This window comes from Micromonospora sp. CNZ286 (genome assembly GCF_014207755.1).
Genome location: NZ_JACHIZ010000001.1, coordinates 5,023,024 through 5,041,643, shown reverse-complemented (window position 1 = coordinate 5,041,643; position 18,620 = coordinate 5,023,024). Strand labels below are relative to the sequence as shown.

Genomic DNA, 18,620 nt, shown 5'->3' with positions numbered 1-18,620 from the left:
GGGCCGGGCCGGGCGGGCCGAGCCGCGGTGGACGGTCAGGCCGCGTCGCGGGCGGCCAGCAGGGCGGTCGCCAGCTGGACCGGGTGCCGCGTGCTGACCACCCAGAACGGCGTCGGGTCGGCCGGGTCGTCCAGCACCACCTGCACCGCGCCACCGATCCACGGCCGCTGCACCACGAAGGCGAGCGGGTCGGAGCCGACGCCGAGCACCTCGCGCCGGCCGGCCGCGTCCAGCGGCACCACGTCCGCGACGTACCGCACCGGCAGGTGGGCGTCGTCGACCCGCAGCTCGCCGTCACGCACCTCGACCCGGATCCGGCCCAGCCACCACAGTGCGGCCACCGCAGCGGGGATCAGCAGCACGAACGGCAGCCAGGCGCGCACCCCGGTCGCGCCCATCCAGAGCTCGACCGCGAGCAGACCGGCCGCGGCCAGCCCGGCCGGCCAGGCCCACCAGGGCAGCCCGAGACGCTCCGCGTACGGCGCGGCGGTGGCCGTCGGGGCGGCCGGAGATGACGACTGACGCACACAGACGAGGGTACGGCGCGCGAGCGGCCCGGCAACCGGCAGGATGGCAGGGGCACCCCGCAGGACCGGACGGAAGAGGATGACCGTGACAGACGTCGTACCCGTGCCCGTACGGCTGCTCGACCCGGAGCTGCCACTGCCGGCGTACGCCCATCCCGGCGACGCCGGTGCGGACCTGGTGGCCGCCGCGGACGTCGAGCTGCCCCCCGGCGGCCGCGCCCTGGTGCCCACGGGCGTGGCGGTGGCGCTGCCGGACGGCTACGTCGGGCTGGTGCACCCCCGATCCGGACTCGCGGCCAGACTCGGCGTGACGGTGCTCAACGCGCCCGGTACGGTCGACGCCGGCTACCGGGGTGAGATCCTGGTCAACCTGATCAACCACGATCGGGACACGCCGGCCAAGATCAGCCGGGGTGACCGCATCGCGCAGCTCGTGGTCCAGCGGGTCGCCCGGGCCGAGTTCCGGCCGGTGGCCGAGCTGCCCGAGTCCCGGCGTGGCACGGGCGGGCACGGGTCCACCGGCGGGCACGCCGGGCTGGTCCCGGCGCCGTCCGGCGGGCAGAGCGAAGAGGTGGCAGGGTGAGTGTGAACAGCGGAGGGTGGGCGCAGTGATCTTCTCCCGGAAGCGGGCCGACGAGGCGCGTGACAATGGGGTCCTCGACGCCGAGGAGACCCCGTCGGCGCCGGACCGCGGCCCGTACGACGTCAGCGAGGCCCCGGAGGCGCCTCGCCTCGACCTGGGCAGCCTGCGGATCCCGGCGGTGCCGGACGTCGAGGTGCGGGTCCAGGCCGACCCGCAGGGCGTGATCCAGCAGGTCGTGCTGGTTCACGGCCAGAACGCGCTCCAGCTCGGCGTCTTCGCCGCGCCCCGCTCCGAGGGCATCTGGGACGAGGTGCGCGAGGAGATCCGCCAGTCGCTCGTCAGCGACGGCGCGACCGCCCAGGAGGTCGAGGGGGAGCACGGGCCCGAGCTGCGCGCCCGGGTGGGTACCCCGGACGGGCCGACCGACCTGCGGTTCGTCGGCATCGACGGCCCGCGCTGGATGGTGCGCGGCGTCTTCCAGGGCGCGGCCGCCACCGACCCGGCCGCCGCCGGCCCGCTCGCGGCCTGCCTGGACGGCCTGGTCGTCGACCGCGGCCAGGAGGCCAAGCCGGTGCGCGAGCCGCTGCCGCTGCGGCTGCCCCGCGAGGTCGCCGAGCAGCAGGCCGCCGACTCGCAGGAGGTCTGATCCACACGTGCCCGGGCCCGGCGTCGTACCGGCGCCGGGCCCGCGGCGTGTCCGGTCCCGGCCGGCGGTACGCGCCACGCCGCTCCCGCCGGGCGGCCACTGCGCGTACGCTGGCGGGACGGTTCCGCCGCCCGCGGGGCCCCGCTGTGGAGAGGGTGACGCGGAGGTCATGACGACCGACGAGAGCCGGGGGTCGCTGCGGCGGCTCCTGCACCGGCTCACCGCGAGCGAGGCCGAGATCGAGGCGCAGGAGCTGCGCCGGGAGAGCGCCGAGTCCGGCGGCACGCCCGCCCACCAGTGCAACAGGGGTCAGGTGGTGTCGGTGGCCGGGCGGCTGCGTACCGTCGTCTACACGCCCCGCACGAACCTGCCCACGCTGGAAGCCGACCTCTACGACGGCAACGACGTGGTGACGTTGGTCTGGCTGGGCCGCCGGCACATCTCCGGGATCGAGCCGGGCCGGCACCTGACCGCGCGCGGCCGGGTGGCGGTGCGCGACGACCGCAAGGTGATCTACAACCCGTACTACGAGCTGGAGTCGCCGAAGTGACGACCGGACAGCAGCACACCCCGTCGGGTCTCGGCCCGCAGGACGAGGAGCGGCTGCCCAGCCTCGCCGAGCAGATGGCCGACCAGCTCGGCGGATGGCGCGGGCTGGTCGAGTCGAGCATCCCGGTGGTGGTCTTCGTGATCGCCAACGTGATCGGCGAGCTGCGCCCCGCCGTGTACGCCTCGGTGGCGGTGGCGCTGCTGATCGCCGGGCTGCGGCTGGCCCAGCGCAAGCCGGTGCGGCACGCGGTCAACGGGCTGTTCGGCGTCGGCGTCGGCGCGCTGCTGGCGCTGCGCACCGGCGACGAGCGCGACTTCTACCTGCCGGGCATCCTCTACGGCATCGGGTACGGCCTGGCGCTGCTGCTGTCGGCCGCGATCCGGCAGCCGCTGGTCGGCTGGATCTGGTCGGTGCTGGTCGCCAAGGGCCGCTCCGAGTGGCGCGACGACCCCAAGCTGGTACGCACCTTCACCCAGCTCACCGTGCTGTGGGGCGTGGTGTGGCTGGCCAAGGTCGGCGTACAGGCCGGGCTCTACCTGGCCCACCAGGACACCGCGCTCGGCGTGGCCCGGCTCGCCCTGGGCTACCCGCCGTACGCGCTGCTACTGCTGATCACGGTGTGGGTGGTGCGCCGGGTCACCCGGGAGACCGCACCCACCCCGCTACCAGGCTCCTGACGCCGCCGCCTCAGGCACGGTCGCGGTGCCGGTCCGCGCTGGGCGGGCCGAGGATCACCGCGCGCACGTCGTCCTCCACCGCCGCAGTGCAGACGAACACCAGCTCGTCGCCGGCCTCGATCGGGTCGTCCGGGGTCGGCACCAGCACCCGCTTGCCGCGCACGATCGCCACCAGCGCCGCGTCCCGGGGGATCGGCACCGCGTGGATCGCCTGCCCCACGTAGGGCGCGGTCGGCGGCAGCGTGATCTCGACCAGGTTCGCCTCGCCCTGCCGGAACGTCATCAGCCGGACCAGGTCGCCGACGGTGACCGCCTCCTCGACCAGCGCCGCCATCACCCGCGGCTTGCTCACCGCGACGTCCACGCCCCACTGCTCGGTGAACAGCCACTCGTTCTCCGCCCGGTTGACCCGGGCCACCACGCGGGGCACCGCGAACTCGGTCTTGGCCAGCAGCGACACCACCAGGTTGACCTTGTCGTCGCCGGTGGCGGCCACCACCACGTCGCACCCGGCCACGTCGGCCTCCTCCAGGCTGGCCAGCTCGCACGCGTCGGCGAGCACCCAGTCCGCGGCCGGCACCCGGTCGGGCCGCAGCATCTTCGGCTGCCGCTCGATCAGCATCACCTGGTGGCCGTTGTCGATCAGCTCCTGGGCGATCGAGCGGCCCACGTTGCCGGCGCCGGCGATGGCGATCCGCATGGCTCAGTGCCCCCCTTCCGGCGGCGCCGCCGCCACCGACGTGACCGGGCCGTTGATGTCGTCGGTCACCAGCATGTAGACCTGGTCGCCCTCCTGGATCACCGTGGAGGCGGTGGGCAGCGTGCCGATCCCGAACCGGTTCAGGTAGGCCACCCGGGCGCCGACGGCCTGCTCCAGCTGCCGCAGCGGACGGCCGATCCAGTCCTTGTGCACCGGCACCTCGATGATCGAGACGGTGCTTGTCGGGTCGCGGAAGATCTCCACGTTGCCCTCGGGGACGAGGTGGCGCAGCATCCGGTCGGCGGTCCACCGGACGGTCGCCACGGTGGGGATGCCGAGCCGCTCGTAGACCTGGGCGCGGCGCTGGTCGTAGATGCGGGCCGCGACCCGGGACACGCCGAACGTCTCCCGGGCCAGCCGGGCCGAGATGATGTTGGAGTTGTCGCCGCTGGACACCGCCGCGAACGCGTCGGCCCGTTCGATGCCGGCCTGACGCAGCACCTCGCCGTCGAAGCCCGCACCGGTGACGGTGATGCCGGCGAAGTCGGGCCCGAGACGGCGGAACGCGTCCGCGTCCTGGTCGATCACCGCCACCGAGTGTCCACGCGACTCCAGGCTGTGCGCCAGGGTCGACCCGACCCGCCCGCAGCCCATGATCACCACATGCACGGTGTCCGCTCCTCCCACGGCGCCGCCCGCCGACCCGTCGTCTGCGAGCCTGCCACGTCCCCCTGCCGGACGGGGGACCGAACCGTACCGCGCGGCCGCACGCGGGGGAGATCGACCACCCCAGCGCCCCGGACCCGGTGGTCGTACGCTTGGCGGTTGTGGCCCGACCCACCTCGCTGCTGAAGCGACTCCTCCTCGGTCGACCGTTCCGGTCCGACCGCCTCCAGCACACCCTGCTGCCGAAGCGCATCGCGCTGCCGGTCTTCGCCTCGGACGCGCTCTCCAGCGTGGCGTACGCCCCGGACGAGATCCTCCTGACGCTGTCCATCGCCGGCGCCTCGGCGTTCATCTTCTCGCCGTGGGTCGCGCTCGCGGTCGTCGTGGTCATGCTGACGGTGGTGGCGAGCTACCGGCAGAACGTGCACGCCTATCCCTCCGGCGGTGGCGACTACGAGGTGGCGACTGTCAACCTCGGGCCCAAGGCCGGCCTCGCGGTGGCGAGCGCGCTGCTCGTCGACTACGTGCTCACGGTCGCCGTCTCGGTCTCCTCCGGCGTGGCGAACCTCGGCTCGGTGGTGCCGTTCGTGGCCACCCACAAGGTGCTCATCGCGGTCAGCGCGGTGGTGCTGCTCACCGCGATCAACCTGCGCGGCCTGCGCGAGTCGGGCACCGCCTTCGCCATCCCCACGTACGGCTTCGTGATCGTGATCGGCGGCATGCTGCTGACCGGGCTGATCCGCGTCTTCGTGCTCGGCGACGACCTGCGCGCGCCGAGCGCCGGCCTGGAGATCCAGGCCGAGCACAGCGTCACCGGGTTCGCGCTGGTGTTCCTGCTGCTAAGGACGTTCTCCTCGGGCTGCGCCGCGCTCACCGGCGTGGAGGCGATCTCCAACGGCGTACCGGCGTTCAAGAGCCCGAAGTCGAAGAACGCGGCGACCACGCTGCTGTTGCTCGGCGGCATCGCGGTGGCCATGCTCGTCGGCATCATCTGGCTGGCCCGCCTCACCGGCCTCCAGTTCGTCGAGGACCCGCGCACGCAGATCATCTCCGGCCCGGACGGGTACGTGCAGAAGACTGTCACCACCCAGCTCGGCGAGACCGTGTTCGGCGGTGGCTCGGTGCTGCTCTACGTGGTCGCCGGGATGACCGCGCTGATCCTGTTCCTGGCCGCCAACACCGCCTTCAACGGCTTCCCGGTGCTCGGCTCGATCCTCGCGCAGGACCGCTACCTGCCCCGCCAGCTGCACACCCGCGGCGACCGGCTCGCGTTCTCCAACGGCATCCTCTTCCTGGCCGTCTTCGCGATCGTGCTGATCATCGGTTTTCAGGCCGAGGTCACCAAGCTCATCCAGCTCTACATCGTCGGGGTGTTCGTCTCGTTCACGCTCTCCCAGGCCGGCATGATCCGGCACTGGAACCGGCACCTGCGCCGCGAGCGCGACCCGGAGGCGCGCCGCCGCATGCTCCGTTCCCGGGCGATCAACACGTTCGGCATGGTCATGACCGGCGTGGTGCTGATCATCGTGCTGGCCACCAAGTTCCTGCTCGGCGCCTGGATCGCGATCGTCGCGATGGCGGTGATGTACGTGGTGATGCTCGGCATCCGCCGGCACTACGACCGGATCGCCGAGGAACTGGAGCCGACCGAGCAGCGGGGCGTGCTGCCCGCCCGCAACCACGCCATCGTGCTGGTGAGCAAGCTGCACAAGCCGACGCTGCGGGCCGTCGCGTACGCCCGGGCCACCCGGCCGGACACGCTCACCGCGGTCACCGTGAACGTGGACGAGCAGGACACCCGCGACCTCCAGGCCGACTGGGAGCGCCGCGAGCTGCCGGTGCCGCTCACCGTGATCGACTCCCCGTACCGGGAGATCACCCGCCCGATCCTCAACTTCGTCGCGTCGGTGCGCCGTGAGTCGCCGCGCGACGTGGTCACCGTCTTCATCCCCGAGTACGTGGTGGGGCGCTGGTGGGAGAACCTGCTGCACAACCAGAGCGCGCTGCGGCTCAAGGGGCGGCTGCTGTTCGAGCCGGGCGTGATGGTGACCAGCGTGCCCTGGCAGCTCGCGTCCACCGCCGGCAAGAACCTGGACCGGCTGGACGCCACGCTGAGCCGGGGCCCGGCGCGCGGCCCCCGGGTGGCGCCGCAGAGCACCCTGCCGCCGCCGGTGGCGTCCACACCCGGCACCGAGCGCGAGGAGCGGCCGTGAGCGGCGACGAGCATTCCGGTCCTGCGGCCGGGCGGTCCGGTTCCGCGCCGACGGCTGCGCCCTCCGGTCCTGCGTCGGTGGACCGGCCGGGGCTGGAGGAGGCCCAGCGGGTCGAGCTGACAGTCGACGCGGTCGCGCCGGGCGGGCACTGCGTGGCCCGGGTCGGCGGGCAGGTGGTCTTCGTCCGGCACGCGCTGCCCGGTGAGCGGGTGGTGGCCGAGGTGACCGAACTGCACCGGGGCTTCGCCCGCGCCGATGCCGTGGAGATCCTCACCGCCTCGCCGGACCGGGTCACCCCGCCGTGCCCGTACGCCCGTCCGGGCCGGTGCGGCGGCTGCGACCTCCAGCACGTCGCCCCGGCCGCCCAGCTCGACTGGAAGCTCTCCGTGGTGCACGAGCAGCTCACCCGGCTGGGCGGCCTCACCGCGGAGCAGGTGGACGCGCTCGGCGTACGCGTCGAGGCGCTGCCCGGCGGACCGCTGGGCTGGCGTTCCCGGGTCCGCTACGCGGTCGACGCGGCCGGCCGGGCCGGGCTGCTCAAGCACCGTTCGCACGAGGTGGTGCCGATCGACAGGTGCCTGATCGCGCACCCGGCGATCCAGGATCTGCCGGTGCTCCCGCCGACCGGTGCCCGCTGGCCCGACGCCGACGCGGTGGAGACGGTCGCCAGCACCGGCGGGGACGTCGCCGTGGTCGCGTACACCGATGGGGTTCCGACGGCCGTGAGCGGGCCGGAGCGGGTCCGGGAGACGGCGGCCGGGCGGTCCTTCACGCTGCCCGCCTCCGGGTTCTGGCAGGTGCACCCGGCCGCGGCGGACGCGCTGACCGGCGCGGTCCTCGACCTGCTCGACCCGCGGCCGGGGGAGACGGCCTGGGACCTGTACGGCGGGGCCGGCCTGTTCGCCGCCGCGCTCGCGGAACGGGTCGACGGGGCACGGGTGACGCTCGTCGAGTCGGCGCCGGACGGGGTGGCCGCGGCCCGGCAGAACCTGGCCGACCTGCGCGCCGTCGAGGTGGTCGCCGCGCGGGTGGAGGCGGCGCTGTCCCGGCGCCGGATCACCGGGCCGGTCGACCTGGTGGTGCTCGACCCGCCGCGCTCGGGCGCGGGCGCGGCGGTGGTCCGGGGTGTGGTGGCCGCCGGGCCGCGCGCTGTCGCCTACGTGGCCTGCGACCCGGCGGCCTTCGCCCGGGACGTGCGCACGTTCGCCGAGGCGGGGTGGCGGCTGGCCGCGCTGCGCGGCTTCGACCTGTTCCCGATGACCCAGCACGTGGAGCTGGTCGGCCTGTTCCTGCCCCCGCAGGATTGATCTTGTCCCGGCTCCGCGCGTTGATCGCGTTGGTCGCGTTGATCGCGTTAATAAGGGGCCCTTCCACTACCGGATCCGTTAAGAAGGGGCCCTTCCTTGCGCATCGTCGGGCTGATGTCGGGCACGTCCTACGACGGCGTGGACGTGGTGGCGGCCGAGTTCACCGCCGACGGCGACACGCTGCGGCTGCGGCCGCTCGGGCACCGGGAGCTGGCGTACCCGGACGACCTGCGGGCCGAGATCGGCGCGCTGCTGCCCCCGGCGGCCACCACGATCGAGGCGGTCTGCCGGCTGGACAACCGGCTCGGCGAGGTGTTCGCGGAGGCGGCGGCGGCCGGCGTCGAACTGGCCGGGGGCACCGCCGACGCGGTGGTGTCGCCTGGGCAGACGGTCTTCCACTGGGTCGAGGACGGCCGGGTACGCGGCACGCTCCAGCTCGGCGCGCCGGCCCGGGTGGCCGCCCGGGTGGGCGTACCGGTGCTGCACGACCTGCGCTCGGCGGACGTCGCGGCCGGCGGCCAGGGCGCGCCGCTGGTCCCGGCGTTCGACGCGCTGCTGCTCGACCCGGAGGCCGGTGCCAGGGCCGCGTTGAATCTCGGCGGGATCGCGAACCTCACGGTGGTCGCGCCCGGGGCGCCGGTCCTCGGGTACGACGTGGGCCCGGCCAACGCGCTGCTGGACGCCGCCGCCCGGCGCTTCCTGGACCGGCCCTGCGACGTCGACGGCGCCCGCGCCGCGGCCGGCCGGGTGCACGCGGCGCTGCTGGCCCGGCTGCTCGCCGAGCCGTACTACGCCGCGCCGCCGCCCAAGTCGACTGGTAAGGAGCTGTTCCACGGCGGCTACCTGGACGCCGCGCTGAGCGGGCTGGGTGAGCCGGTGGCGGCCGACGACGTGCTGGCCACGCTCACCGAGCTGACCGCCCGCACGGTGGCCGGCGCCTGCGACCGGCACCGGGTCACCGAGGTGGTGGCCGCCGGCGGGGGAGTGCGCAATCCCACACTCCGGGCGCGGCTGGCGGCCCTGGGCGCGGGACGCTGGCGGCTGCGCACCACCGACGAGCTGGGCGTACCGGCCCAGGCCAAGGAGGCGTACGCGTTCGCGCTGCTGGGCTGGCTGTCCTGGCACGGGCTGCCAGGCGCGGTGCCGTCGGTGACCGGGGCGTCCCGGGCCGCCGTGCTCGGCTCCTGGACCCCTGCGGGCCCGTCCGTCGCCGCGCCGCGCCCACCCGCGCCCCGGCGGCTCGTGGTGGACGCCTGACCTGGGTCGATGCACGGCCAGGCTGCGGACTGTTCCGCGGCCGATAGACTCTCCGGTCATGAGTGTTGAAGAGGGCACGGCCAACCACGGTCGGCTGCTGGGCACCGTCCGCGGCCCGCAGGACGTGAAGCGGATGACCGCCGAGCAGCTGGACATCCTCGCCGCCGAGATCCGTGACTTCCTGATCGCCAAGGTCTCCCGCACCGGCGGCCACGTCGGCCCCAACCTCGGTGTGGTCGAGCTGACCCTGGCGATGCACCGGGTCTTCGACTCCCCGCGTGACCGGCTCCTCTTCGACACCGGCCATCAGGCGTACGTGCACAAGATCCTCACCGGCCGGCAGGAGGGCTTCGACAAGCTCCGCCAGCGCGGTGGCCTCTCCGGCTACCCCAGCCAGGCGGAGAGCGAGCACGACCTGATCGAGAACTCGCACGCCTCCACCGCCCTGTCGTACGCCGACGGTCTGGCCAAGGCGTACGCGCTGCGCGGCGAGAAGCGCTCAGTTGTCGCCGTGGTCGGCGACGGCGCGCTCACCGGCGGCATGTGCTGGGAGGCGCTGAACAACATCGCCACCGCCGGCAACCCGCTGGTGATCGTGGTCAACGACAACGGCCGGTCCTACTCGCCGACCATCGGTGGCCTCGCCGACCACCTGTCGTCGCTGCGGCTCAACCCCGGCTACGAGAAGGTGCTCGACACGGTCAAGGACGCGCTCGGCAACACCCCGTTCGTCGGCAAGCCGATGTACGAGGTGCTGCACGCGGTCAAGAAGGGCATCAAGGACGCGGTCGCCCCGCAGGCCATGTTCGAGGACCTCGGCATCAAGTACGTCGGCCCGGTCGACGGTCACGACGTACCGGCGGTCGAGGCGGCGCTGCGCGCCGCGAAGAACTTCGGCGGCCCGGTGATCGTGCACGCGGTCACCCGCAAGGGCTACGGCTACCGTCCCGCCGAGGACGACGAGGCCGACTGCCTGCACGGCCCCGGCGCGTTCGACGCCGAGACCGGCAAGCTGCTCGCCGTGCCGTCGGTGAAGTGGACGAACGTCTTCGCCGACGAGCTGGTCGCGATCGCCGACGAGCGCCCCGACGTGGTCGGCATCACCGCCGCCATGGCCGAGCCCACCGGCATCGCCACGCTCGCCCGCAAGTACCCGGAGCGGGTGTACGACGTGGGCATCGCCGAGCAGCACGCGGCCACCTCCGCCGCCGGCCTCGCCATGGGCGGGCTGCACCCGGTGGTCGCGGTCTACGCCACGTTCCTCAACCGGGCTTTCGACCAGGTCCTGCTGGACGTGGCGATGCACAAGCTGCCGGTCACGTTCGTGCTGGACCGGGCCGGCATCACCGGCCCGGACGGGCCCAGCCACTACGGCATCTGGGACATGTCGGTCTTCGGCGTGGTGCCCGGCCTGCGGATCGCCGCGCCCCGCGACTCGGCGACGCTGCGCGAGGAGCTGCGCGAGGCGGTCGCCGTGGACGACGGCCCGACCATCCTGCGCTTCCCGACCGGCACCGTCGTCGCCGACCTGCCGGCGGTACGCCGGGTCGGCCCGGTCGACGTGCTGGCCGAGTCGGCGCGTACCGACGTGCTGCTGGTAGCGGTCGGCTCGTTCGCCGGCCTCGGCGTGGAGGTCGCCGCCCGGGTCGCCGAGCAGGGCTACGGCGTGACAGTGGTCGACCCGCGCTGGGTGCGCCCGGTGCCGGCCGAACTGGTCGAGCTGGCGTCCGCGCACCGGCTCGTGGTCACCGTGGAGGACGGCGTACGCATCGGCGGCGTCGGCTCGGCGCTGGCCCAGGCGATGCGCGACGCCGACGTCCGCGTACCGGTCAAGGACCTCGGCGTAGCGGCCGACTGGCACCCGCACGGCAGCCGCGCGCAGATCCTGGCCGACCTGCGGCTGACCGCCCAGGATGTGGCGCGTGACGTCACCGGCTGGATCTCCGGCCTGGACGCCGCCCCGGTCGACCCGGCCACAAACGGAGCCCGAGCCCAGAGCTGACCCGACCTGCCCCACCCGTGGCCTCCGCGCCGGGTTTCCGCGTCGATCTTGCACTTGCGGCCCTCCTGATGTCGGCTTCGCCCGATCAGGGAGGGCCGCAATCGCAAGATCGCCGGATGTCTGGGGTCGAGGGAGGGGTCGTGGAGGTACGCGAGGCGGGGCTGGGCGGCGGCGATCACCTCGGCGCACAAGCGGGTGCGCTGCGCCATCGTGGACGGTGCCCTGGCCGGCGTGCTGGCCCTGGGGCCGCCGCACTCCTCCGACCTGGATCCGCGGACGACCGCGCAGCTCCATCCACGTCGACCCGGAGATGTGGGGACGAGGCGTGGGTGGTGCGCTGCACGCGCTGTTCGTAGGGCACCTCGAGGACGATGGACTGGCGCTGGGCGTGCTGGAGGTGTGGGAGCGGTGGATGATCATGAGGTTGGCCGTGCGGGGTGTCCGGTTTGTCGCCGTCAACTTCATGATCGACGGGGCCGGGCCAACGCGCGAGGCGGGGCGGGGTGCGGTGAGGGAGGGGAGAGGACGAGAGGGTCAGGGGGTGGGGAGGGAGCGGTACCAGGTCTTCTCGGTGCCGGCCAGGCTGAACGTCTGCCTCTGGTCGGTGTGCTCGACGACCACCAGGCCGGGACGGTCGACCAGGCGGGTCGTGCCGGGCGGGGCGGAGAACGAGGCGTCCCGGGTACGCCACGACAGCACCGCCAGCGGCCGGCCCGGCATCGGCAGGTGGTACGCCTGGAGCGTGGTGGACCGGTCGGCGGGGGAGACCACCGGAGTGCCACCGTCGGCGGGCCGGTAGACCACGGCCGTCATCGTCCCGGCCGGCGTCTCCCAGCTGAGCTGCTCCAACTCGCCCGGCTCGCCCTCGCCGAGAGCCACCGAGCCGAGCGAACGCGTCGCGATCTTCGCCATCGGCCAGGACTCGGGCGCGGAGCGGGGTGCCTCGCGGTCGCCGATGCGGCGCGGCACGCTGCCGAACGGGCCCCGCTCACCGGCGAGCACGCAGGTGTCCAATCCGGTCAGCGCGCGCTTGCCGGCGCCCGTCTCGTCGCGTACCAGGGGGTAGCGGGGCGCTTCGGTGGCCGTACCCAGGTCGAGGACGCGGTCCGCGGCCCGGCCGCGCGGCAGCGACGGCGTGGCCCGCAGCGTCGCGGTCAGTTCGACGGCCCGGCAGTCCGGTACGGCGACCGGGTCGGTGACGCCGTCGGTGGTGCCGAGCACCTTGCCGTCGGGCCCGGTCAGGCGCTCGACGCGGGCCGAGGTGAGGTAGCGGCGGCCGGACGGCTCCCGCACCGGCAGCACGTCGGAGTAGACCAGGTAGCCGGGATCGGTGTACTCGGTGGCGTGGACGACCCGCCAGCGCTGCCCGTCCCGGTCGAGTTGCAGCAGCCAGGAGGCGGACTCGCCGGGCACGTCGGCGGCGACGAGCGCGAGCGCCGACCCGGCGACCTGACCGGAGAAGAGGATGCCGGACGTGGGCACGTGCACCCGGTCGTCCACCGGGGAGCGCCAGTCGCGTACCGCAGTGGTGATCGCGGCGGTGGCCGCGGCGTCGCGGGCCAGGCTGCCGCGCGGCGGCCACACCGCGAGGGTGCCGTCCAGGCTGTCGTAGCCGACCCGCAGGTCCGCCGGCTGCCGTTCGGCGACCGGACCGCAACCGGCCGTGACCAGCAGCAGAGCTGCCAGCGCGATGCCCGTCGTAGCGCCTCGGCGGGCTGAAAGCACCCTGATCCCCTCGCCGGTCGTCGGTCGGAAGCCCACATGGTACGAGACGACCGGTCACCCGGCCGCGCCCGGCTCACCCTTTCGGCCGATCGGCCACTGCGGAACGTGACGGGCGATTCGGGTACCAATATCCGGCTCCGGTAGACTCCGCCGACTGTGACGCCTGCCGAGACCCGCGGCGCCTCGACGCCGGACGCCGCCGCCCCGACGGGCCACCGCGCCGTCACCCTGGACCCACCATCGGTCACCATCACCGCCGAGCCGGAGCCGGCGACCACCACGCCGACCACGCCCGAGGCACCGGCCACGCCGGGCGCGCGGCGCGCGCGCCGATGGCGGTGGACGCGCCGCCGGATCGACCTCACCGTGTACGGCGGATTCCTGCTCGCCGCGATCTGGGTCACCAGCGGCATCTGGGTCGACCCGGCCGGACGGGTCGCCGCGCTCTACAGCAGCGACCCGGCGCAGGTGCAGTTCTTCCTCGCCCACTCGGTGCGGGTGGTGCTGCACGGCGAGTTCCCGTTCTTCACCGAGCAGTTCAACTACCCCGACGGCGTCAACCTGATGGCGAACACCGCCATCCTGGCGCTCGGCATCCCGATGGTGCCGGTGACCCTCCTGTTCGGACCGGCGGTCTCCTTCGTCACGCTGGTCACGCTCGGCCTGGCCGGCACCGCCGCCGCCTGGTACCGGGTGCTGTCCCGGCACCTGATCCGGCACCGCCCGGCCGCCGCCGTGGCGGCCTGGTTCTGCGGGTTCTCACCGGCCATGCTGTCGCACGCCAACTGGCACCCGAACATCATCAGCCAGTTCCTGCTGCCGTTCATCGTGTGGCGGGTGCTGGTGCTGACCCGGTCGGCCCGGCCGGTACGCGACGGCGTGCTGCTGGCGCTGCTGGTCACCGCGCAGGCGTTCATCAACGAGGAGATCCTCCTCTTCACCGCGCTGGCCCTGGGCGTGTTCCTGATCGCCGTGGTGGTGCAGCAGCGCGAGCGGTGGACGGCCGCGTGGCGGCCGCTCGGCGCCGGGCTGGCGGTCTGCGCGGCGCTGGCCGGGGCGCTGCTGGCGTACCCGCTGTGGGTGCAGTTCGCCGGGCCGATGGCGTACCACGGGCTCAGCGACGCGGTGCGCGACTACGGCAACGACATCGCCGCGTTCTTCGCGCCCGGCTCGCCCACGTTCGGCGGCAACGAACGCGCCAACGTCAACCTCGCGCCGAACTACTCGGAGGAGAACGCGTTCTTCGGCTGGAGCCTGTCGCTGCTGGTCGTGGGAATCGTGGTGTGGCTGCGGCGGGACGTGATCGTCCGCGCGCTCGCCGCCACCGGGCTGTTCTTCGCCGTGCTCTCCCTCGGCGAGCGGATCTCCTGGTGGGACCGGGAGATCGCCACCGGCCCGTGGGAACTGCTGGTACGGCTGCCGCTGCTCGACGCCGTGGTGCCGACCCGCTTCGGCCTGATCACCGGCGTGACGGTGGCGATCCTGCTCGCGTACGCGGTCCGTCGCGCCTGGGCGCTGCGCGGCGTGGACCGGCGTACCGCCCGCAAGCTCACCGCCGCGGGCCTGGTCCTCGCGCTGCTGCCGATCGCGCCGATGCCGTTGCAGGTCACCACCCGGGAGCCGGTGCCGGAGTTCATCACCGCCGACAGGTGGCGCAAGTACGTCGGGCCGGACCAGACGCTCGTGTCAGTGCCGGTGCCCGCGATGGGCAACACCGACCCGATGCGCTGGGCGGCCAGCACCAACCTCGACTTCAAGATCCCCGGCGGCTACTTCCTCGCGCCGCGCAACGGCGTCACAGGCGACCCCGGGCGCTTCGGCGGCCGCCCCAGCGGCATCGGCGAGATGCTGCGGGAGGTATCGTCCACCGGCCGTACGCCGAAGCTGGACGACCGCCAGCGGCGCCGCTACCTGGACGAGCTGCGGCACTGGAACGCGGCGGTGGTGGTGCTGCCGCGCGACGAGCAGAACGCCGAGCCGCTGCGCCGCACCGTGGAGCAGCTGGTCGGCCCCGGACGGCAGGAGCTGGACGTGTGGCTGTGGGACGTGCGGAAACTGACCAGCCGGTCCGCCTGACCGAACCGGCGGTCCCCGCCCCCGTGCCCCGCCGCCGTCGGCCCCGCCCGGCCGACGTGCTGGTGGTGGCCGGCTACCTCGGTCTCGCCGTGCTGCTCACCACCGGCCAGTGGCGCCGGCCGGAACGGCTGTTCCACCAGGCCGGCGACCAGATGCTGTTCGAGTGGATGCTGGCCCGGGCCGCCCGCGCTGTCACCGGCGGCGAGAACCCGCTGTGGAGCGGCGCGCTGAACGCCCCGGACGGGGTGAACCTGATGGCGAACACGTCGGTGCTCGGGCTGGGCGTGCCGCTCACCCCGGTCACAGTCGTCTTCGGCTCCCAGGCGGCCTTCCTCGTCGCCGTGACGCTCAGCCTCGCCGGGACCGCCACCGCCTGGTACGCGCTGCTCGCCCGCCGGCTGGTCCGCTCCCGGGCCGCCGCCGCGGTGGGCGGCCTGTTCTGCGGCTTCGCCCCGGGCATGGTGGCGCAGGCCGGTGCGCACCTGCACATGGCCGCCCAGTTCCTGGTGCCGGTGATCCTCGCGCTGGTGTTCCGCCCGGCCACCGACCGGGTCCGGCGCGACGGCGTGCTGCTCGGGCTCGCAGTCGCGTACCAGGTGTTCCTCGGCGAGGAGGTGCTGGTCTTCCTGGCGCTGGCCGCCGGGGTGTTCGCCGGGGCGTACGCGCTCGCCGACCGGGCCGCCGCGCGCCGGCTGGCGCCCGTGGTGGCCCGGCGGCTGGGCGTCGGCGCGCTGGTGGCGGGTGTGCTGCTGGCGTACCCGCTGTGGTTCCAGTTCGCCGGGCCGGGCCACTACCGGGGGATGCCGTTCCACACCGAGGGCTACCGGCTGGACGTGGTCTCCTTCGTCACCACCGCCCGGCAGAGCGTCGCCGGGGACGCCCGCCGGGCCGGACTGCTGTCACCGAACCCGACCGAGCAGAACTCGTTCCTCGGGCCGTTCCTGCCGCTGCTGGCCGTACTCGTGGTGGTGCGGCTGTGGCGGCGGCCGCTGGTGCGCGCGCTCGCCGCGTGCGGCCTGCTGTTCGCGCTGCTGTCGCTCGGTTCCCCGGTGGTGGTGAACCGGCACGACACCGGGCTGCCCGGCCCGTACCGCCTGCTCGCCGGCGTGCCGCTGCTGGACCTGGTGGTGCCGGCGCGGTTCGCGCTGGTCTGCGTACCGGTGCTCGGGGTGCTGCTCGCGTTGGCGCTGGACCGGGTCCGGCGCGGCGGCGTGCGCACCTGGGCGCCGTGGGCCGGCGCGGTCGCCGCCGCGCTGCTGCCGCTGGCACCGACGCCGATCCGCGCGGTGCCGGTCCCGCCGGTCCCGGCCGTGGTGTCCGGCGGCGGCTGGCGGGAGTACGTGCCACCGGGCCGGACGCTGGTGCCGGTGCCGCCGGTGACCGGGGCGGCGGTCAGCCCCGCCATGTTCTGGTCGGCGCGCACCGCGCTGGCGTTCGACGCGCCGGGCGGCTACTTCATCGGCCCGCGCTCGGCCACCGACCCGGCGGCCCGCTGGGGCGCGCCGGACCGGCCCACGTCGCTGCTGCTGCGCCGGGCCGCCGAGACCGGCCGGGTGCCGCCGGTCGGCGAGACGGAACGCCGGCAGGCGGTCGACGACCTGCGGCACTGGCGGGCGGCAGCACTCGTGCAGGCCGACTCGTCACCGGGCGACCCGGTCCGCGCCACAGTGGACGCGCTGGTCGGCCCCGGCCGGGACGTGCCCGGCGGGTACCTGTGGGACGTCCGCCCGCTCGTCGGCTGACCGGTACCGGGGGTCACACCCGGTCGCGGACGTCCCAGATCCACACGTCGTCGACCCGCTGCGGCGGGCCGAGCAACTCGGCCATCAGGTCGCGCAGCACCGCCTCGCGCGGGCCGGCCCCGAGCACCACCACCGACGCCCGCCAGAAGCGCAGGTCGTCCACGGCCTGGCGGCGGTTCTCCTCGGTGATCTCCGGCACCTCGTTGGCGTCCATGGTGGAGTAGATGAGCGTGCTGGTGGGGCGGTTCGGGGCGCCGAACACGCCCTCGCCGCGCTCGTTCGGGCCGATGAAGTAGCCGCCCGGGACCGGGAACTCCTGGCCGGTCAGCGCGCTCCAGCGCAGCGTGTGCAGCCCGTGCACGTTGCTGGGGATCGGCACCGGCACGAGCGTGCGGCCCTCCGGCACGTACGGCCGCCAGCCGCCCGCGGTGATGAAGTGCGGCGGCGGGTCGATCCGCTCGGCCGGCAGCGGACGCGGGATCAGCGGCACCACGGCGGCGGCGATGGCGACGAACCCGGCCAGGCGCAGCACCCGGCGGCGCGTGTCGCGCGCGGTCGTCCCGCCGTCGTCGTCCCCGCCGTCGTCGGCGCCGGAGCGGGGGGCGGGCACCGGCGGGCGGCCGGCACCGGCCAGCGTGTCCCACGCCAGGGCGAGCAGCACGCCCACGGCGGCCACCACGACCAGGCTCAACCGGGTCGGCATCATCATCTCGACGAGCGGCAGATCGTCCGGCACGTACGCCCACGGCCCGTCGATGTCGGTCTCCACGCCGTTGAACCGCACGACCGGACCGATCGAGGCGATCGTGAAGACCACCACCAGCACGGCCAGGATCCGGGCCGGCACCGACCGGCGGACCAGCAGCACCAGCGCGGCCACCGCCACCAGCACCAGCGGCCAGCCGAACCAGGTGTTCTGCTCGGTCAGCCCGATGGTCTTCTCCACCGCCTCGTCACCGGCGATCGTGTCCCTGGCGAACGTGACGAAGGCGACCAGGTCCTCACCCCAGTTGTGGAAGACGCCGCCCTGCAAGCCCCGGTAGGACTGCGGGCCGTTGAACTGGAACCAGATCGGGTACGCCGTCAGCAGCAGCGCCAGGCCGCCGCCGAGGCCGAGCGCGGCCACGAACGACCCGGCCCGCTCGCGGGTCGCGCGGGGCCGCTGCACCGCGTACGCCACCACGACGACCAGGCAGGCCAGCGCGGTGAGCAGCAGCATCTCCTCGTTGATGAAGATCTGGTACGCCACCAGCAGCCCGAGCGCCAGCCCGTTGCGCCGCCAGCGGCCCGGCTCGCCCAGCCGCAGCACCCGGGCCACGATCAGCGGCAGCAGGAAGTTCGACACGAAGTTGGGCTGGCCGTTGGCGTGGTGCACGATGCCCGGCGCGAAACCGAGGAACGCGCCGCCGACGAACGCCGCGGCCCGGGAACGGACCAGGTGCCGGGACAGCACCCAGTACGACGTGGCGGCGGTCGCGGACAGCGCGGCGCCCAGGTAGAGCGCGTACATCACCTGCGGGCCGAGCAGCAGGGTCAGCGGCGCCAGCGGCAGCGTCACCCCGAGCAGCGAGGTGTTCGCCATCATGTTCACCCCGTCCGGCGCGTTCTGCCGGGTGGTGAACAGCGGGTTCTCCAGGTGCTGCACCGAGTACGCGCCATGGGCGAACAGCCACTCGAACCAGCTGTGGTCGGTGGGCAGGTGCGAGGAGACCCGGTGCTCGACGTCGCCCCAGTAGTTGAGGCAGACGAGAACGCCGAGGAGCACATAGGCTCCGATGGCCAGCACGTCGGCGCGGGCCGGCCGGCGACGGGCGCGGCGTGGCGGGTCGGCCACGACGGCGTCCGCCTCGACGGACGAGGGGTTCAACGAGGGGTCCACCACGGGCACGGCCACGACGCGCCATCGTACAGGCGGTTCGTCACACGGCCGGTCACGGTCGGGCGGCGGC

At 74.1% G+C, this 18,620-nt stretch carries 15 protein-coding genes; 10 read left to right on the top strand and 5 right to left on the bottom strand.

Annotated elements, in window-relative coordinates; all coding sequences use genetic code 11:
- Positions 1–35 precede the first annotated feature (35 nt).
- On the bottom strand, positions 36–527 hold the full coding sequence (locus FHX31_RS22095; RefSeq protein WP_013284792.1) for a DUF3093 domain-containing protein: 492 nt from the start codon (positions 525–527) through the stop codon (positions 36–38).
- An 85-nt stretch (positions 528–612) separates the two neighbouring features.
- Between FHX31_RS22095 and dut the strand changes: the two genes are divergently transcribed.
- The 4 genes from dut to FHX31_RS22075 all read left to right on the top strand — a co-directional run bounded on the left by dut (position 613) and on the right by FHX31_RS22075 (position 2,983).
- Positions 613–1,110 (top strand): dUTP diphosphatase, encoded by a 498-nt coding sequence (dut, locus tag FHX31_RS22090; protein WP_030274559.1) that lies wholly within the window; start codon positions 613–615, stop codon positions 1,108–1,110.
- A gap of 25 nt (positions 1,111–1,135) precedes the next feature.
- Positions 1,136–1,756: a DUF3710 domain-containing protein gene (locus FHX31_RS22085; protein ID WP_013284794.1), complete on the top strand. Its 621-nt coding sequence runs from the start codon at positions 1,136–1,138 to the stop codon at positions 1,754–1,756.
- Positions 1,757–1,925: 169 nt separating this feature from the next.
- Positions 1,926–2,306, top strand: a complete 381-nt coding sequence (locus FHX31_RS22080) for an OB-fold nucleic acid binding domain-containing protein (protein WP_013474509.1) — start codon at positions 1,926–1,928, stop codon at positions 2,304–2,306.
- Complete coding sequence (locus FHX31_RS22075; protein ID WP_013284796.1) at positions 2,303–2,983, top strand: DUF3159 domain-containing protein; 681 nt, start codon at positions 2,303–2,305, stop codon at positions 2,981–2,983. Before FHX31_RS22080 ends, FHX31_RS22075 begins: the two co-directional genes overlap by 4 nt.
- A gap of 10 nt (positions 2,984–2,993) precedes the next feature.
- On the opposite strand, the gene FHX31_RS22070 is transcribed toward FHX31_RS22075, so the two are convergent.
- Together FHX31_RS22070 and FHX31_RS22065 are read right to left on the bottom strand one after the other, a co-directional pair.
- Positions 2,994–3,683, bottom strand: a complete 690-nt coding sequence (locus FHX31_RS22070) for a potassium channel family protein (RefSeq protein WP_013284797.1) — start codon at positions 3,681–3,683, stop codon at positions 2,994–2,996.
- A 3-nt stretch (positions 3,684–3,686) separates the two neighbouring features.
- A complete protein-coding gene (locus FHX31_RS22065) occupies positions 3,687–4,352 on the bottom strand; it encodes a potassium channel family protein (RefSeq protein WP_013284798.1) in 666 nt (221 codons plus the stop codon).
- Between the two features lie 158 nt (positions 4,353–4,510).
- Here FHX31_RS22065 and FHX31_RS22060 point away from each other — a divergent pair, with 158 nt between their 5' ends.
- From FHX31_RS22060 to dxs, 4 genes are all read left to right on the top strand, one after another.
- Positions 4,511–6,562, top strand: coding sequence for an APC family permease (locus tag FHX31_RS22060; protein ID WP_013474510.1), 2,052 nt, complete (start codon positions 4,511–4,513; stop codon positions 6,560–6,562).
- 77 nt (positions 6,563–6,639) lie between these two features.
- On the top strand, positions 6,640–7,869 hold the full coding sequence (locus tag FHX31_RS22055; RefSeq protein WP_184977844.1) for a class I SAM-dependent RNA methyltransferase: 1,230 nt from the start codon (positions 6,640–6,642) through the stop codon (positions 7,867–7,869).
- Positions 7,870–7,965: 96 nt separating this feature from the next.
- Complete coding sequence (locus FHX31_RS22050; RefSeq protein ID WP_184977125.1) at positions 7,966–9,126, top strand: anhydro-N-acetylmuramic acid kinase; 1,161 nt, start codon at positions 7,966–7,968, stop codon at positions 9,124–9,126.
- Between the two features lie 58 nt (positions 9,127–9,184).
- The gene (gene dxs / locus FHX31_RS22045) at positions 9,185–11,128 is read left to right on the top strand and encodes a 1-deoxy-D-xylulose-5-phosphate synthase (RefSeq protein ID WP_184977124.1); all 1,944 of its coding nucleotides are present in this window, start codon (positions 9,185–9,187) and stop codon (positions 11,126–11,128) included.
- Between the two features lie 534 nt (positions 11,129–11,662).
- Here the strand turns inward: dxs and FHX31_RS22040 are convergent.
- The gene (locus tag FHX31_RS22040) at positions 11,663–12,853 is read right to left on the bottom strand and encodes a hypothetical protein (RefSeq protein ID WP_013284803.1); all 1,191 of its coding nucleotides are present in this window, start codon (positions 12,851–12,853) and stop codon (positions 11,663–11,665) included.
- A gap of 249 nt (positions 12,854–13,102) precedes the next feature.
- On the opposite strand from FHX31_RS22040, the gene FHX31_RS22035 reads away from it, so the two are divergent.
- Entirely contained in the window at positions 13,103–14,929 is a 1,827-nt protein-coding gene (locus FHX31_RS22035; RefSeq protein ID WP_392390823.1) for a DUF6311 domain-containing protein, read from the top strand.
- On the top strand, positions 14,887–16,671 hold the full coding sequence (locus tag FHX31_RS22030; RefSeq protein WP_184977123.1) for a DUF6311 domain-containing protein: 1,785 nt from the start codon (positions 14,887–14,889) through the stop codon (positions 16,669–16,671). Before FHX31_RS22035 ends, FHX31_RS22030 begins: the two co-directional genes overlap by 43 nt.
- A gap of 13 nt (positions 16,672–16,684) precedes the next feature.
- Here FHX31_RS22030 and FHX31_RS22025 read toward each other — a convergent pair whose 3' ends face one another.
- Positions 16,685–18,553 (bottom strand): DUF6311 domain-containing protein, encoded by a 1,869-nt coding sequence (locus tag FHX31_RS22025; RefSeq protein ID WP_435232859.1) that lies wholly within the window; start codon positions 18,551–18,553, stop codon positions 16,685–16,687.
- Positions 18,554–18,620 lie beyond the last annotated feature (67 nt).